Source organism: Hydrogenophaga sp. SNF1 (genome assembly GCF_034421675.1).
Classification (GTDB): domain Bacteria; phylum Pseudomonadota; class Gammaproteobacteria; order Burkholderiales; family Burkholderiaceae_C; genus Hydrogenophaga; species Hydrogenophaga borbori.
Genome location: NZ_CP139793.1, coordinates 2,423,369 through 2,439,385 on the forward strand (window position 1 = coordinate 2,423,369; position 16,017 = coordinate 2,439,385).

Genomic DNA, 16,017 nt, shown 5'->3' on the forward strand with positions numbered 1-16,017 from the left:
CAGGCCCCCACGGGAACCCGGGCGCTGGCGCTCGCCTCCATCGGGGCACGCCTTGAACACCTCACACCGATGGGAGACTCCATGATCCGACGCCTTCGCCCCCTGTTCATCGCCCTGACCGGGGGCCTGGCCTTCGCCTGTGCCCTGGCCCAGCCGTCGGTGCGCCTGACGCCCGAGGTGGTGGCCGGCGGCCTGCAGAACCCCTGGGGCCTGGCCTTCATTGGCGATGGGCGCCTGCTCGTGACCGAGCGCCCCGGGCGCCTGCGGGTGGTGGAGGCCGACGGCCGCCTCAGCCCGCCACTCAAGGGCCTGCCCGAGGTCGATGCCGTGGGCCAGGGCGGCTTGCTCGACGTCATCACCGACCGCGACTTCGCCCGCAACCGCACCGTGCACTTCTGCTACAGCGAGCCCGGGCTGGTGGGCAATTCCACCGCCATGGCTTCGGCGCGGCTGTCGGACGACCGCACCTCGCTCGAGAACCTGCGCGTGGTCTTCAGCCAGAAGCCCAAGGTGGGCAGCCGGCTGCACTTCGGCTGCCGCATCGTGCAGGCGGACGACGGCAGCCTCTTCCTCACCCTGGGCGACCGCTACCAACGCATGCACGACGCGCAGACCCTGGACAACCACCATGGCAAGGTGGTGCGCGTGCAGGCCAATGGCCAGCCGCACCCCGACAACCCGTTCACGCAGCAGGCGCGCGCGCTGCCCGAGATCTGGACCCTCGGCCACCGCAACATCCAGGGCGCGGCCCTGGGGCCGGACGGCGCGCTCTGGACCATCGAGCATGGCCCCCAGGGCGGCGACGAACTCAACCGTCCCGAGGCCGGCAAGAACTACGGCTGGCCCCTCATCACCTACGGCGAAAACTACGGCGGCGGGCGCATCGGTGCCGGCCTGACCAGCCGCGCGGGCCTGGAGCAGCCGGTGCAGTACTGGGTGCCTTCCATCGCGCCCTCGGGCCTGGTGTTCCTGCGCGGTGACCGCTACGGCGCCGCCTGGCAGGGCAACGCCTTCACCGGCTCGCTCAAGTTCCGCCACCTGGTGCGCCTGCAGATGGAGGGCGGGCGCGTGGTGCACCAGGAGCGCCTGCTGACCGAGCTGAACCAGCGCATCCGCGACGTGCGCGAAGGGCCGGACGGCTGGCTCTACGTGCTGACGGACGACAGCGATGGGAAGGTGCTGCGGCTGGTGGTGCGGTGATCATTCGCATCGCCCAAGGTGAACAAGGAGATGTCCTCGCCGGTCCTTGAGGCGCATGTTCTGCTAGGAACGGTAATCGGTCAGAAGCGCTTCGAGTGACAAGCCGAGCGAAGCGGCAAGCTTTGCAAGGGTGAGCAAAGAGGGGTTGCGCGCTTGACGTTCGATGTCGGCGATGGCGGGCATGTTGACGCCCGACTGCTGACTCAACTTCTCTTGCGTCAGCTTGAGCCCCTTCCTCGCCGAGACAAGGTTCCTTGCCACAACTTCCTCGATCAAGGCATCACCTTCTTGCCGGGCCAGCGGCCTGTTTCCTACCAGTGAGCCCGCCGTGACGCCGAGGGCGCGAGCCAACTTGTCTATCGTCTTCAGCGAGGCGTTGACCTGCCCCTGTTCCACCAGCCGAATCATTCGTCGATTCACACGCGCTTGCTCCGCCAGCGCACTGATGCTCCAGTTCCCTTTTGCTCGAAGAGCAACGAGGTTCGCCGCCAGCGGGGCAAGGAAGGGCGGTATTTCAGATGCTTGTTCAGACACCAAAAAAGTGTTGGCCGTGCATGCGCTTAAGCTGGTAATTTGAGCTATAAATAGGTGGCTTTGGGATTTTGGGAGCTCGCACTTGTTCATCACCGCCCCCGGCCTCGTCCAGCACTTTCACCCTTCTCAGGTCGCCCCTCGCCAGAGCCACTGGCAGGCCATCACGCTCTCGATGGAGCGGCCCTGGTACCTGCTTGTCTACGACGTTTCCTACCGCGGCAAGAAGGTCTCGCAGACCTCCCTGGTGGCGTGGGATTCCACCTTGCTGGACATGCTGGCCCAGATTCCCGTCGCGAACCTCACCGGCATTGCCCGTCTGGACCGGCGCCGCGATTCAGGCCCGAGTTGGAGCGTGAGCTGGATTGGCGCGCTGTGGGCGCCAGCGCCGTGCGAGGCCGCGTCGGTCGGACCTCTGCTGTTCAAGCTCGACGACGATCCACACGTCCGCAACGCCCTCCTGCTGCCCATGCCCGCCGCACCCGGCCGGCGGCTGTTGTACAAGGCGTCTGCGTAGTCGCGCGGCTCAGCGCGTCATCCACCGCCGGGCCCCGTGGCTGGCAGCGTCCACCAGGGCCACCATCAGCAGCATCGCGCCGAGGATGGTGGCCGTCTTGCCCATGTGGAACAGGCCCATGTGAAAGGCCAGCATCTGGCCCAGGCCGCCCGCGCCCACCACGCCCAGCACGGCGGCGGCGCGGATGTTGTTCTCCCAGCGGTAGAGGGTGTAGCTCAGCAGCTGCGGCAGCACCTGCGGCAGCGTGGCGTAGCAGAACACCCGTACGCCGCCCACGCCCTGCACGCGCAGCGCGGCGGCCGGGCCGGGCGGGGCGTTCTCGATGGCCTCGGCGAACAGGCGGCCCAGCACGCCGGCCGTGTGGAAGGCCAGGGCCAGGGTGCCGGCGAAAGGCCCCAGGCCGGCGCTGATGAGCAGCAGCGCGGCCCACACCAGCTCGGGGATGCTGCGCAGCGCATTGAGCAGCAGCCGCGTGGGGCCGCGCGCCCAGGACGCACCACCGCCGGGCCGCCGGCTGGCCGGCAGCGCCAGCGCCAGGCCCGCCGCGGCCGCCAGGCCGGTGCCCAGGGCCGACATGGCCAGCGTTTCCCAGGTGCCCTGGGCCACGCGGCGCAAGAACGCGGGCGAGGTGTCGGGCGGGAAGAACTCGCCGAGGAAGCGGCCCATGCTGCGCGCCGCGTCCAGCGACAGGAACTGACGCCACTGCAGGTCCAGCGACCAGAAGCTGGCGACGACCAGCGCGGCCAGCGCCAGCAGGAACCACAGGGCCTTGCCGCGCGGGTCGAGCAGGGAGGGCGGGGCGGGCGGCCAGGGATTCATCCGAGCGCCTTTCGCAGTCCCGCGCTCACGCGGTCGGCCAGCGCCACCAGGGCCATGAAAACCAGCAACATGGTGGCCACCTCGCCGCCGTTGAACATCTTCATGGAGTTGTCGAGCTGCTGACCCAGGCCGCCCGCGCCCACGAAGCCCAGCACCACCGAAGAGCGGATGGCGCATTCCCAGCGGTAGACGGTGTAGCTGGTGAGCTCGGCCGCGTTGGTGGGCAGCAGGCCGTAGCAGAAGGCCTGCAGGCGCGAGGCGCCGTTGCGCAGCAGGGTCTGCGTGGCGTGGGGCTCGCCGCTTTCCAGGATCTCGCCGTAGACCTTGCCGAGCATGCCGCCGTAGGTGAGGGCGATGGCCAGCACGCCGGCGGTGGGTCCCAGGCCCACCACGCGCACGAAGACCAGGGCCCAGACCAGCTCCGGGACGCTGCGCAGCACGATCAGCAACCAGCGCACCGCCTGGCGCACCACCCAGGGCCCGCGCGCCATGCGCCCCGACAGGGCGGACAGCGAGAGCACGCGCGTGGCGGCGAGCGTGAGCGGCACGGCGATCAGCATGGCCAGCGCCATGCCGGCGGTGGCAATGGCCACCGTGCGCCAGGTCTCTCGCGCCACCAGCGCGAGGAATTCGCCGTCCCGCGCGGGCGGCAGGAAGCTGCCCAGAAACTGCGCCGAGACGCGCAGGTTGCGGGGCTCGAACAGCACCCAGGGCCGGAACTCGGTGGCCACGCCCAGCGGCCACAGCATCACCAGCGCGGCGCCGATCCAGAACACCCGCGACAGCCAGGCCGGGTCGCGGGTGGGAGCGGCGCGCGGGGCCGGGGCGGTGTTCATTGCGGGCTTCAGCGGCACATCAGCATGGGCGGCACGGCCGCCCCGGGCTCGGGCGATGGGGTCGCGGGCGCGCCGCCTTGCAGCTCGTGCTCGAACCGGTCGTACAGGCGCGCCAGGCGTTCGCGCGTGACTTCGGCGGCGGGCAGGTCGAAGGCCAGGCGGCCGTCGCGCAGGCCCACGATGCGCGGGAAGTGCGCCAGCGCCACGTCCACCTGGTGCAGGGTGGCCACCAGCGTGGCGCGGCGCTCGCGCGCGCCCTCGACGAGGGTGCGGATGGCCTGGCGCGCGCGCGTCGGGTCCAGGGCCGAGAGCGGTTCGTCCACCAGCCAGGCGGTGGCCGGCGCCAGCAGGGTGCGCGCCAGGCCCACGCGCTGGCGCTCGCCGCCGGAGAGGCGGTCCACGCGCTCGAAGAGCTTGTCGCCGAGGTCGAAGCGCTCGAGCGCGGCGAAGGCGGCTGGGATGTCGCTCGGGCGCAGCAGCGAACGCAGGCTGGCCCACAGGCCCATGGCGGGCAGCCGGCCCGCCAGCACGGCCGTGACCACGCGCTGGCGCGGCGGCAGCGGCGGGACCTGCGGTGCGAGCAGCAGGCGCCCGCGCAGGCGGCGCAGCTCGGCGCGCGGCAGCGTCCAGGGATCGGCGCCATCGAGCCTCAGGCGCCCTTCGCTGGGCGGCATGGCGCAGGCCATGAGCTGCAGCAGCGTGGTCTTGCCAGCGCCCGACGGGCCAATCACCGCGAGCTGTTCGCCCGCGGCCACGCGCAGGCTCAGGTCCTGCACGGCGGCGGGCTGGGTGGCGCGCGCCGCGGGGTGGCGCGCGCTGAGCTGTTCGAGGGCAATCTCCAAGACGGGTGGCTCCGGTGCGGGGACGAAGCCCGGATTAGACCGCGAATGCCCATCCCGGCCGCAGGGCCGGCCCGCGCCACCCGGGGCGCGTTCAGCGCGCGGCCGGCAGGGCCACGCTGCGAAAGCCCGCGAGGATGTCGTTGCGCGGCGCGCCGAAAAAATTGCGGTAGCGCGGGTGGCGCATCTGCGGCGCGCTGGCCCAGCTGGCGCCCTTGAGCACGGGCCGGCCGTCAAACCAGGGCTGGGAGTAGTCGCGGTAGGGGTGCGGCTCGAAGCCCGGGTGGGGGGCGAAGGCGCTGGCGGTCCATTCCCAGACCTGGCCCCAGGCGAAGCCGGGCGCGCTGAGCGCCGCGCGCTCCCATTCGGCTTCGGTGGGCAGGCGCCGGCCGGTCCAGGCGCACCAGGCCTGGGCTTCGGTGGCGCTGACGTGGCAGACCGGCGCCTGCGGGTCCAGCACCCGCCAGCGGCCCTGGGCGCGCTGCCACCAGCCGCCGGCCTTGTGTTGGAGGAAGCGTGGCACGGGAACGGCCCCGGCCTCGATGGCGGGCAGGTAGCGCGCCCAGCTCACCGGGGCCGCATCGATGTCGACGGCCGCGAGCTCGACGGTCTGGCCCGGCCATTCGTTGTCGAAGGCGAAGCCCGGGCCGCGCCAGCCCAGGGTCCAGGGCCCGGCGGGCAGGTGCAGCGTGCCTTCGCGCGCGGCCGGGGGCGAGGGCGCGGCCTCGCCGGGATCGATGTCCAGCACCTGGGCCATGCAGATCCATGCCTCGTTGTGCATGTCCTCGTGGAAGAGGGCGAGGCGAAAGGCGTACAGGCCGTCGTCGGTCTCGGGCGCGCGCGCCAGCCAGGCCAGGGTGTCGTCCAGGCTGGCCTGCAGGTCGGCGCGGGTGGTGGCCAGGTCGGGCAGGGGCAGCGACCAGCGGGCGTCGTGCGGCACCGCGCTGCTGTCGTAGAGCGCGTCGGCGTCGAGGCCGCGCACGGCCTGGCGCGCCGGGGCCAGCGGCGCCAGGGGGTCGGCGCGCGCGCCGCGCTCGCGTTGCGGCGTGGGCTGGCGCGCGATCCAGCGGTCGGCGAACCAGCCGAGGTGGCCCAGCTCCCACAGCGGCGGGTTGAGTTCGGGCGACCGCGGCACGCGCAGGCCAGGGCCCAGCGCGGCCTCGTAGGCCTGGGCCAGGCGCAGGGTGCGCGCGCGCGTGCGGCGCAGCAGGGCGGCCAGCGTTTCCCGACCACCCCGGCGGGCCTGCTCGGCCGCCGCGCCGCAGGCGTCGCCGGGCTCCGACAGAATCCCTTGATCGATGGCCACCATCCACAAACCCCTGTTGTGCATCGTCACGCCGTCGCTGGCCGACGCGAACAACGGCAATTGGCAGACCGCGCGGCGTTGGGCGCGCCTGCTCGCGGGGCATTATCGGGTGGTGGTCGTGCGCGAATGGCCCGAGGCCAGGCTGCACGAGACGCCGGCGGCACTGATCGCGCTGCACGCGCGCCGCTCGGCGGCGTCCGTCGCGGCCTGGGCGAAGGGGCACCCACTCGCGCCCCTGGTGGTGGTGCTGACGGGCACCGACCTGTACCGCGACATCCAGGGCGACGCCGACGCCCGCCGCTCGCTGGCACTCGCGCACCGCCTGGTGGTGCTGCAAGAGCGCGGGCCGCTGGCGCTGCCGCCGCCGCTGCGCGAGCGCTGCCGCGTGGTGTTCCAGTCGGGTCCCGCGCGCGCGCCCCTGCCCAAGCCCCGGCGCTTCCTGCGCGCGCTGATGGTGGGCCACCTGCGCGACGAGAAATCGCCGCAGACGCTGTTCGAGGCGGCGCGGCTGATCGTCCCCGGCGAAGGCATCCGCATCGACCACATCGGCGATGCCCTGGACCCGGCGCTCGGCGCGGCTGCGCGGGCCACCGCCGCGGCCTGCCCGCACTACCGCTGGCTGGGCCCGCTGCCGCACGCCGACGTGCTGCGCCGCCTGCAGCGCGCGCACGTGCTGGTGCACGCCAGCCGCCTGGAGGGCGGCGCGCACGCCGTGCTGGAGGCGGTGCGCGGCGGCACGCCGGTGCTGGCCTCGCGCATCGACGGCAACGTCGGCATGTTGGGCGAGGCCTATGGCGGTTACTTTCCGGTGGGCGATGCGCCCGCCCTGGCGGCCCTGCTGCGCGGGTGCCGTGCGGACATGGCCGAGGCCGATGGCAGGCTCGCGCGCCTGGCCGCACAATGCGCCGCACGCGCGCCGCTGTTCGAGCCCGAGGCCGAACGCCAGGCGCTGCTGGCCCTGTTGAACGACGTCCGCCCGCGCGAACCCGCGCCGGCCACCGAACCGGAGACCCCTTCGTGAACGCCCCCATCCCCACCGCCGCCGCCCAACCCCGCCTCACCAGCCTGTCGCACGGTGGCGGCTGCGGCTGCAAGATCGCCCCCGGCGTGCTCAGCGACATCCTCAAGGGCAGCACCGGCATGCCCATGCCCCAGGAATTGCTGGTGGGCATCGAAACCGCCGACGATGCGGCCGTGTACCGCCTCAACGACGAGCAGGCGCTGATCGCCACCACCGACTTCTTCATGCCCATCGTGGACGACCCCTACGAGTTCGGGCGCATCGCGGCCACCAACGCCATCAGCGACGTCTACGCCATGGGCGGCACACCCATCATGGCACTCGCGCTGGTGGGCATGCCCATCAGCGTGCTGAGCACCGAGACCATCGGCCGCATCCTGCAGGGCGGGCAGGACGTGTGCCGCGCCGCCGGCATCCCCATCGCGGGCGGCCACACCATCGATTCGGTGGAGCCCATCTACGGCCTGGTGGCCATGGGCCTGGTCCACCCCGCACGGATCAAGCGCAACGCCGACGCCCAGACCGGCGACCGCCTGGTGCTGGGCAAGCCGCTGGGCGTGGGCGTGCTGTCGGCCGCGCTCAAGAAGGAGCGGCTCGATGCGGCCGGCTACGCCGCCATGATGGACACCACCACGCGCCTGAACACGCCGGGCCCCGACCTGGCCAGGCTGCCCGGCGTGCACGCCCTGACCGACGTGACCGGCTTCGGCCTCGCGGGCCATGCGATGGAAATGGCGCGCGGCGCGAACAAGACCGTGCGCCTGGACTGGTCGCGCGTGCCGCTGATCCCCGGCGTGCGCGAGCTGGCCGGCGCCGGCATGGTGACGGGCGCCTCGGGCCGCAACTGGGCGGCCTATGGGCACGAGGTGCGCCTGGGCGCGGGTCTGCAGTCGGTCGAGCAGGCCCTGCTGAGCGACCCCCAGACCAGCGGCGGCCTGCTGGTGGCCTGCGACGCCGCCAGCGTGGACGAGGTGCTGGCCACCTTCCGCCGCCACGGCTTCGAGCAGGCGGCCGAGATTGGCGAGGTGCTGGACGCCAGCGGCGACGGCGCGCGCCTGCGGGTGGATTGAGACCGGAGGGGGCGCGGCGGGCGCCCTCAATGGCCTTCGAGCGTTTCCAGCAGTTCGGTCTCGATCTGGATCTGCCGCTTGTTCACCTGCAGCTCGGGCCCGCTGATGAGGAAGGTGTCCTCCACGCGTTCGCCCAGGGTGGTGATCTTGGCCAGCTGCACGCTGATCTCGTGGCGCGCCAGCACGCGCGAGATGCCGTAGAGCAGGCCCGCGCGGTCGCTGGCCGAGACCGACAGCAGCCAGCGCTGGGCCTTTTCGTCGGGCCGCAGGTCCACGCGCGGCGTGATCGGAAAGCTCTTCACGCGACGCGACAGCCGGCCCTTGGTGGGCGGCGGCAGCGGGCCGCGCTCGTCGATGACCTGTGGCAGCCGGGCCTCGACCATGGCCACCAGTTCGCGGTAGTGCTCGGCCATCTCGGGCACGATGACCTGGAAGGTGTCCAGGGCGTGGCCGGTCAGGGTGGTGTGCACGCGCGCGTCCAGGATGCTGAACTGCGACATGTCGAAGTAGCCGCAGATGCGCGCGAACAGGTCGGCCTGGTCGGCCGCGTACACCAGCACCTGCAGGCCTTCGCCGGCCGGTGAGAGGCGCGCGCGCACGATGGCGCGGCTGGGGTCGCGCCCGGGCTTGGCCAGCTCGCGCGTGAGCACCCGCGTGTGCCAGGCGATCTCGTCGGCCTGGTGGCGCATGAAGTAGCTCACGTCCAGCGTGTCCCACAGCGCCTTGTGCGCGTTGTGGGGCAGGGCGTGCAGCGCGAGCATCTGCAACGCCTCGCGCTTGCGGCCTTCGATCTCGGCGCCCGGGTCGGGCGCGCGCCCGCCCAGCACGCGCAGCGTGTAGCGGTACAGGTCTTCCAGCAGCTTGCCCTTCCAGGCATTCCACACCTTGGGGCTGGTGCCGCGGATGTCGGCCACGGTGAGCAGGTACAGCGCCGTGAGGCGGCGCTCGTCGCCCACGCGCTGCGCGAAGGCGGCGATGACGTCGGGGTCGGACAGATCGGCCTTTTGCGCCAGCCGGCTCATGGTGAGGTGCTCGGCCACCAGGAATTCGATCAGGCGCGTGTCCTCGCGCGGGATGCCGTGCTGGCGGCAGAAGCTGCGCACGTCGTGCGCGCCGAGCTCGGAGTGGTCGCCGCCGCGGCCCTTGGCGATGTCGTGGAAGAGGGCGGCGATGTAGAGCAGCCAGGGCTTGTCCCAGCCGGCCGCGAGCTGCGAGCAGAAGGGGTACTCGTGCGAGTGCTCGGGGATGAAGAAGCGGCGCATGTTGCGCAGCACCATCAGGATGTGCTGGTCCACGGTGTAGACGTGGAACAGGTCGTGCTGCATCTGCCCCACGATGTGGCGGAACACCCAGAGGTAGCGGCCCAGCACCGAGGTCTGGTTCATCAGCCGCATGGCGTGCGTGATGCCCTGCGGCTCCATCAGGATGCGCAGGAAGAGGGCGCGATTGGTCGGGTCGGCGCGGAACTTCGCGTTCATCACCGGGCGCGCGTTGTACAGCGCGCGCAGGGTGCGCGCCGACAGGCCCTTGATGCCGACCGTGGTCTGGTAGATGTGAAAGGTTTCGAGGATGGCGTGCGGCTGCTGGAAGTAGAGGTTGTCGCTGGCCACCTCCAGCATGCCGGCCTTGTCGAAGAAGCGCTCGTTGATGGGGCGCAGGCGCATCACGCCGGGCTCGGTGTCGCCCAGACGCTCCTCGATGTTGAGCAGCAGGATCTGGTTGAGCTGCGCGACCGCCTTGGCCGCCCAGTAGTAGCGCTTCATCAGCGCCTCGCTGGCGCGGCGCGTGCCGCGCGGGTTGGTCTCGCCGGGCGCGGGCAGCTGGGGCTTGAAGCCGAAGGTCTCGGCCACGGCGGTCTGCAGGTCGAAGACCAGGCGGTCTTCGCGGCGGTGGGCGAGCAGGTGCAGGCGCGCGCGGATCAGGCTCAGCAGGGCCTCGTTGGCCTTGATCTGGCGCGCCTCCAGCGGCGTGGCCAGGCCGCGGCGGGCGAGCTCGTCCCAGCTGCGGCCCAGGCCGGCGGCCTTTGCCACCCAGAGGATCATCTGCAGGTCGCGCAGGCCGCCGGGCGACTCCTTGCAATTGGGCTCCAGCGCGTAGGGCGTGTTCTCGAACTTGTGGTGGCGCTGGCGCATCTCCAGCGTCTTGGCCACGAAGAAGGCCTTGGGGTCCATGGCCTCGCCCAGGCGGCCCACCAGGCGCCGGAAGCCCGCCTGGTGGCCGGCGATGAGCCGGCATTCGAGCAGCGAGGTCTGGACGGTCACGTCCTTCTCGGCTTCGGTGGCGCACTCGTCGACGGTGCGCACGCTGGAGCCGATTTCCAGGCCGAGGTCCCAGCAGGCGCCGATGAAGCCCTCGATGCGGGCCTTGAGGGTGTCGTCGGCGTCGGGCTCGCAGCCCTCGGGCAGCAGCACCAGCACGTCGACGTCGGAATGCGGGAACAGCTCGCCGCGCCCATAGCCGCCCACGGCCACCAGGGCGAAGCGCGGGCCGAAGCCGGCGCGCTGCCACAGCGTGCGCAGGGTCTGGTCGGTCAGGCGGGCGAGCTGGTGCAGGGCCTGGCGCACGCCGCGGGTGGAGGCACCCGTCTGCAGCAGGGCGGCGAACACCGCCTGCTTGTGCTCACGGTACTGCTGGCGCAGGCTGGCCAGGTCGTCCACCGGGACGCCCCTTCAGGCCGCGACGCTGGCCGGGGCCGGGTTCACGAAGGCCGGCGGCGCGATGTTGCCGGCCGACCAGGTGAGCACCTCGTAGCCGGTCTCGGTGACCAGCACGGTGTGCTCCCACTGGGCCGAGAGCGAGCGGTCGCGCGTGACGATGGTCCAGCCATCGCCCAGTTCCTTGATCTCGCGCCGGCCGGCGTTGATCATGGGCTCGATGGTGAAGGTCATGCCGGGCTTGAGTTCTTCCAGCGTGCCCGGGCGGCCGTAGTGCAGCACCTGGGGCTCTTCGTGGAAGCGCTGGCCGATGCCGTGGCCGCAGAACTCGCGCACCACGCTGAAGCCATTGCCTTCGGCGTAGGTCTGGATGGCGTGGCCGATGTCGCCCAGGCGCGCGCCCGGACGCACCAGCACGATGCCCTTCCACATGGCCTCGAAGGTCACCTGGCACAGGCGGCGGGCCTGGATCGAGCAGGCGGCCTCGCCGCCGATCAGGAACATGCGGCTGTTGTCGCCATACCAGCCCTCGGGCGTGATGACGGTGACGTCGACGTTGAGGATGTCGCCCTTCTTGAGCGGTTTTTCGTTCGGGATGCCGTGGCAGACCACCTGGTTGATGGAGGTGCACAGGTGGCCGGGGTAGGGCGGGTAGCCGCTGGGCTGGTAGCCGATGGTGGCCGAGCGGGTGCCCTGCTGCTTCATGTAGTCGGCCGCGAGGCGGTCGATCTCGAGCGTGGTCATGCCGGGCTGGATCAGCGGCGTGAGGTAGTCCAGCACTTCGGAGGCGAGGCGGCAGGCGGTGCGCATGCCCTCGATGCCGGCGGCGTCCTTGTAGGTGATGCTCATGGGGCGCAATTATCCCACCGGACCCCGCCCGCACACCGCCCGCCGGGCCAATCGCCATGGGGGCGGCGGGTAGAATTCGAGGCTTCCCAACGCCTTAGCCAACCACTTCGCTTCGCGCGACCCGCACCGCTTGCCGGGGTCGAACCAAGAGGCACCACGGAACCGGCTTTGCCGGGCCGCAGGTGCCGCCCCCTGGAGGGGGTCGCGCGCAGCGCGGCGGGGGTGATTCCATTTCATGTCCCTGCACCTGCGCACTTTTGATGGCGGGCACGCCATCAGCGACTTCAAAGTCCAGCAGCTCCTCCCCCGTCTCCAAGCCATCCACGACAGGATCGTCGGCCTCAGCGCCCGTTTCGTGCACCTGGCGGCCTTCGACGCCGCGCCCGACACCGCCACCGGGCAGCGCCTGGGCGAGCTGCTCACCTACGGCGAGCCCGCGCAGCCCGCCCACCTGGCGCTCGAGACCGAGGGCGCGCCGGCCCTGCTGGTGATGCCACGCCTGGGCACCGTCTCGCCCTGGGCCTCCAAGGCCACCGACATCGCCCGCAACTGTGGCCTGGTGGTGCACCGGGTGGAGCGCCTCATCGAGTACCGCCTGGCGCTCAAGCCCGGCCTGCTCGGCGGCAAGCCCAGCCTCACGCCGGAGCAGACCTGGGCCGTGGCCAGCCTGCTGCACGACCGCATGACAGAGGCCGTGGTGGCCACGCGCGAGGAAGCCCACGCCCTGTTCACCGAGCTGCAGGCCGCGCCCATGGAGCGCGTGGACGTGCTGGGTGGTGGCCGGGCGGCGCTGGAGCGCGCCAACGCCGACTGGGGCCTGGCCCTGGCCGAAGACGAAATTCAGTACCTCATCGAGGCCTTCCAGGGCCTGGGCCGCAACCCCACCGACGTGGAGTTGATGATGTTCGCGCAGGCCAACAGCGAGCATTGCCGCCACAAGATCTTCAACGCCCAGTTCACCATCGACGGCGTGGCGCAGGACAAGAGCCTGTTCGGCATGATCCGCCACACCCACCAGAGCAGCCCGCAGCACACGGTGATCGCCTACGCCGACAACGCCTCGGTGATGGAAGGCCACGCGGTGCAGCGTTTCGTGGCGCGCTACGACGGCGGCCAGGCGCCGGCCTACCGCGCCGAGCCCATCACCCAGCACGTGCTCATGAAGGTGGAGACGCACAACCACCCCACGGCCATCTCGCCTTTCCCGGGCGCCTCGACCGGCGCCGGCGGCGAGATCCGCGACGAGGGCGCCACCGGCCGCGGCGCCAAGCCCAAGGCAGGCCTCACGGGCTTCACGGTCGGCAAGCTCTGGGGCGGCCTGAGCGACCAGCCGGGCGGCAAGCCCGAGCACATCGCCAGCCCGCTGCAGATCATGACCGAGGGCCCGCTGGGTGGCGCGGCCTTCAACAACGAGTTCGGCCGGCCCAACCTGCTGGGTTACTTCCGCGAGTACGAACAGCTCGTGGACGGCGTGCAGCGCGGCTACCACAAGCCCATCATGATCGCCGGCGGCGTCGGCACCATCGACGCCCGCCTGACGAAGAAGGTGCTGTTCCCGGCCGGCACGCTGCTCATCCAGCTCGGCGGCCCGGGCATGAAGATCGGCATGGGCGGCGGCGCGGCCAGCTCCATGGCCACCGGCACCAACGCCGCCTCGCTCGACTTCGATTCGGTGCAGCGCGGCAACCCCGAGATCGAGCGGCGCGCGCAGGAGGTCATCAACCATTGCTGGGCGCAGGGGGAGAAGAACCCCATCCTCGCCATCCACGACGTGGGCGCGGGTGGCCTGTCCAACGCCTTCCCCGAAATCACCCACGACGCCGGCCGCGGCGCGCGCTTCGACCTGCGCGCCGTGCCGCTGGAAGAAAGCGGTCTGGCGCCCAAGGAGATCTGGAGCAACGAAAGCCAGGAGCGCTACGTGCTGGCGATCGCGCCCGACTCTCTGCCACAGTTCCAGGCCTTCTGCGAGCGCGAGCGCTGTCCCTTCGCGGTGGTGGGCGTGGCCACCGAGGAACGCCAGCTGCAGCTGGTGGACGAAGGCCAGGACAGCCCGGTCGACATGCCCATGGACGTGCTGCTCGGCAAGCCGCCCAAGATGCACCGCGACGTGACGACCGTGGCGCGCCAGTCGCCGGCCCTCGACCTCACCGGCGTCGACCTGCAGAAGAGCGTGATCGACGTGCTGAGCCACCCCACGGTGGCCTCCAAGCGCTTCCTCGTCACCATTGGCGACCGCACGGTGGGGGCCTTCAGCCACCGCGACCAGATGGTCGGCCCCTGGCAGCTGCCCGTGGCCGACTGCGCCGTGACCCTGGCCGACCACGCCGGCTTCGCGGGCGAGGCCATGGCCATGGGCGAGCGCACGCCGCTGGCCGCCACCAACGGCGCCGCCTCGGGCCGCATGGCCGTGGCCGAGGCCATCACCAACCTGCTGGCCGCGCCGATCGAACTGCCGCGCGTGAAGCTCAGCGCCAACTGGATGGCGGCCTGCGGCGAACCCGGCGAGGACGCCACCCTGTACGAGACCGTGAAGGCCGTGGGCATGGGGCTGTGCCCCGCGCTGGACGTGTCCATCCCCGTGGGCAAGGACAGCCTGTCCATGCGCACCCAGTGGCAGGCCGATGGGCAGACGAAGAAGGTCACCGCGCCGGTGAGCCTGATCGTCAGCGCCTTCGCCTCGCTGGCCGACGTGCGCGGCACCTTCACGCCCCAGCTGAACCGCGACATCGACGACACCACCCTGGTGCTGATCGACCTCGGCAAGGGCCGCCACCGCCTGGGCGGCAGCGTGCTGGCCCAGACCCTGGGCCACCCCGGTGGCGAGGTGCCCGACCTGGACAGCCCGCAGGACCTGAAGAACCTGGTGAACGCGGTGAACGCCCTGCGCGCGCAGGGGCGCGTGCTGGCCTACCACGACCGCAGCGACGGTGGCCTGCTGGCCGCCGTGGCCGAGATGGCCTTCGCTGGGCGGGTGGGCGTGGCGCTCAACATCGACCAACTGATCACCGAGGGCGACGGCATCAGCGACAGCCGCGCCGAGACCGGCGACGCCAAGAACTGGGCCCAGCAGGTCGGCGCGCGGCGCGAAGAGCTCACGCTGCGGGCCCTGTTCAACGAAGAGTTGGGCGTGGTGCTGCAGGTGCGCACCGAACAGCGCAACGAGGTGATGCAGGTGCTGCGCGAGCACGGCCTGTCCAAGCACAGCCACTTCATCGGCAAAGTGCAGAGCCGGGCGTGGCCGCCAGCGTCCGCGCGCGGCCCCGCCGGTTCCGCCAGGGACGCCGGCACGGGCGAGCTGCAGGTCTGGCGCGACACCAAGGCGGTCTTCAGTGCCCGGCTGTCCGACCTGCAGCAGGTCTGGGACAGCGTGAGCTGGAAGATCAACCAGCGGCGCGACAACCCCGAGTGCGCCGACGCCGAGCACGCGGCGGCCGGCGACCCGGCCGACACCGGCCTGCACACGCACCTCACGTTCGACCCCAACGACGACGTGGCCGCGCCCTTCCTGAACCTCTCGCGCCCCCGGGTGGCGATCCTGCGCGAGCAGGGCGTCAACTCGCACGTGGAGATGGCCTGGTGCTTCACCCAGGCCGGCTTCGAGGCGCTGGACGTTCACATGACCGACCTTCAGGCCGGTCGCGCCGACCTGAAGGACGTGCGCGGCGTGGTGGCCTGTGGCGGCTTCAGCTATGGCGACACGCTGGGCGCGGGCATTGGCTGGGCGCGCTCCATCACCTTCAACCCGCGCCTGGCCGAGCAGTTCCAGGCCTTCTTCGCGCGAGCCGACACCTTCGGCCTGGGCGTGTGCAACGGCTGCCAGATGTTCGCCGAGCTGGCCGACATCATTCCCGGGGCCCAGGCCTGGCCGCGCTTCACCACCAACCGCAGCGAGCGTTTCGAAGCGCGCCTGTCGCAGGTGGAGGTGCTGGACTCGCCCAGCCTGTTCTTCCAGGGCATGGCCGGCACGCGCCTGCCCATCGCCGTGGCGCACGGCGAGGGCTACGCCAACTTCCGCCACCGGGGCGACCCGGCCCAGGCCATCGCCGCCATGCGCTTCGTCGACAGCCAGGGCCAGGCCACCGAGCGCTACCCCTACAACCCCAACGGCAGCCCGGCCGGCCTCACCGCCGTCACCACCGCCGATGGCCGCTTCACCGCGCTCATGCCGCACCCCGAGCGCGTCTTCCGCAACGCGCTCATGAGCTGGACCGATCAGGACGTGTCCGCCCCCAGCGGCTGGACGCGCCTGTGGCGCAACGCGCGCCGCTGGGTGGGCTGAACATGTCCCCCCCGAAGCGCCTGCGGCGCCTCCCCCCAGGGGGCAACACCTGCAGCCCGGCAAAGCCGGTTCTGCGGTGTTCCCGATGAAGGCACG

General features: G+C 71.6%; 12 protein-coding genes. 5 read left to right on the forward strand and 7 right to left on the reverse strand.

The annotated features are described in order from the left end of the window. Positions 1-81 precede the first annotated feature (81 nt). Positions 82-1,200 (forward strand): PQQ-dependent sugar dehydrogenase, encoded by a 1,119-nt coding sequence (locus SOM08_RS11540; RefSeq protein WP_322468973.1) that lies wholly within the window; start codon positions 82-84, stop codon positions 1,198-1,200. 63 nt (positions 1,201-1,263) lie between these two features. Here the strand turns inward: SOM08_RS11540 and SOM08_RS11545 are convergent, their stop codons facing one another. Further along, positions 1,264-1,824, reverse strand: coding sequence for a helix-turn-helix transcriptional regulator (locus SOM08_RS11545; RefSeq protein ID WP_322468974.1), 561 nt, complete (start codon positions 1,822-1,824; stop codon positions 1,264-1,266). On the opposite strand from SOM08_RS11545, the gene SOM08_RS11550 reads away from it, so the two are divergent. Then, complete coding sequence (locus SOM08_RS11550; RefSeq protein WP_322468975.1) at positions 1,817-2,248, forward strand: hypothetical protein; 432 nt, start codon at positions 1,817-1,819, stop codon at positions 2,246-2,248. The two genes, SOM08_RS11545 and SOM08_RS11550, sit on opposite strands and share 8 nt — an antisense overlap. A 9-nt stretch (positions 2,249-2,257) precedes the next feature. On the opposite strand, the gene phnE is transcribed toward SOM08_RS11550, so the two are convergent. The 4 genes from phnE to senA form a co-directional block, all read right to left on the reverse strand. Then, a complete protein-coding gene (gene phnE, locus SOM08_RS11555; RefSeq protein ID WP_322468976.1) occupies positions 2,258-3,067 on the reverse strand; it encodes a phosphonate ABC transporter, permease protein PhnE in 810 nt (269 codons plus the stop codon). Continuing rightward, positions 3,064-3,903, reverse strand: a complete 840-nt coding sequence (locus tag SOM08_RS11560; RefSeq protein ID WP_116957460.1) for a PhnE/PtxC family ABC transporter permease — start codon at positions 3,901-3,903, stop codon at positions 3,064-3,066. Before SOM08_RS11560 ends, phnE begins: the two co-directional genes overlap by 4 nt. Before the next feature lie 8 nt (positions 3,904-3,911). Continuing rightward, a complete protein-coding gene (locus SOM08_RS11565) occupies positions 3,912-4,745 on the reverse strand; it encodes a phosphonate ABC transporter ATP-binding protein (protein ID WP_322468977.1) in 834 nt (277 codons plus the stop codon). A gap of 91 nt (positions 4,746-4,836) precedes the next feature. Then, the gene (gene senA, locus SOM08_RS11570; protein ID WP_116957458.1) at positions 4,837-6,051 is read right to left on the reverse strand and encodes a selenoneine synthase SenA; all 1,215 of its coding nucleotides are present in this window, start codon (positions 6,049-6,051) and stop codon (positions 4,837-4,839) included. On the opposite strand from senA, the gene senB reads away from it, so the two are divergent. Both senB and selD read left to right on the forward strand, forming a co-directional pair. Next, positions 6,041-7,069, forward strand: coding sequence for a selenoneine biosynthesis selenosugar synthase SenB (senB, locus tag SOM08_RS11575; protein ID WP_116957457.1), 1,029 nt, complete (start codon positions 6,041-6,043; stop codon positions 7,067-7,069). The two genes, senA and senB, sit on opposite strands and share 11 nt — an antisense overlap. Beyond that, entirely contained in the window at positions 7,066-8,139 is a 1,074-nt protein-coding gene (gene selD, locus SOM08_RS11580) for a selenide, water dikinase SelD (RefSeq protein WP_322468978.1), read from the forward strand. Before senB ends, selD begins: the two co-directional genes overlap by 4 nt. A gap of 26 nt (positions 8,140-8,165) precedes the next feature. Here selD and SOM08_RS11585 read toward each other — a convergent pair whose 3' ends face one another. Further along, positions 8,166-10,796: a [protein-PII] uridylyltransferase gene (locus SOM08_RS11585; RefSeq protein ID WP_116957455.1), complete on the reverse strand. Its 2,631-nt coding sequence runs from the start codon at positions 10,794-10,796 to the stop codon at positions 8,166-8,168. 12 nt (positions 10,797-10,808) lie between these two features. Then, positions 10,809-11,642, reverse strand: coding sequence for a type I methionyl aminopeptidase (map, locus tag SOM08_RS11590; protein ID WP_116957454.1), 834 nt, complete (start codon positions 11,640-11,642; stop codon positions 10,809-10,811). Positions 11,643-11,877: 235 nt separating this feature from the next. Between map and purL the strand changes: the two genes are divergently transcribed. Next, entirely contained in the window at positions 11,878-15,921 is a 4,044-nt protein-coding gene (purL, locus tag SOM08_RS11595) for a phosphoribosylformylglycinamidine synthase (RefSeq protein WP_322468979.1), read from the forward strand. Positions 15,922-16,017 lie beyond the last annotated feature (96 nt).

Coding starts and splice junctions, on each gene's coding strand:
- SOM08_RS11540 (WP_322468973.1), top strand. CDS start 82: ATGATCCGACGCCTTCGCCCCCTGTTCATCGCCCTGACCGGGGGCCTG.
- SOM08_RS11545 (WP_322468974.1), bottom strand. CDS start 1,824: ATGAACAAGTGCGAGCTCCCAAAATCCCAAAGCCACCTATTTATAGCT.
- phnE (WP_322468976.1), bottom strand. CDS start 3,067: ATGAATCCCTGGCCGCCCGCCCCGCCCTCCCTGCTCGACCCGCGCGGC.
- SOM08_RS11560 (WP_116957460.1), bottom strand. CDS start 3,903: ATGAACACCGCCCCGGCCCCGCGCGCCGCTCCCACCCGCGACCCGGCC.
- senB (WP_116957457.1), top strand. CDS start 6,041: ATGGCCACCATCCACAAACCCCTGTTGTGCATCGTCACGCCGTCGCTG.
- senA (WP_116957458.1), bottom strand. CDS start 6,051: ATGGTGGCCATCGATCAAGGGATTCTGTCGGAGCCCGGCGACGCCTGC.
- map (WP_116957454.1), bottom strand. CDS start 11,642: ATGAGCATCACCTACAAGGACGCCGCCGGCATCGAGGGCATGCGCACC.
- purL (WP_322468979.1), top strand. CDS start 11,878: ATGTCCCTGCACCTGCGCACTTTTGATGGCGGGCACGCCATCAGCGAC.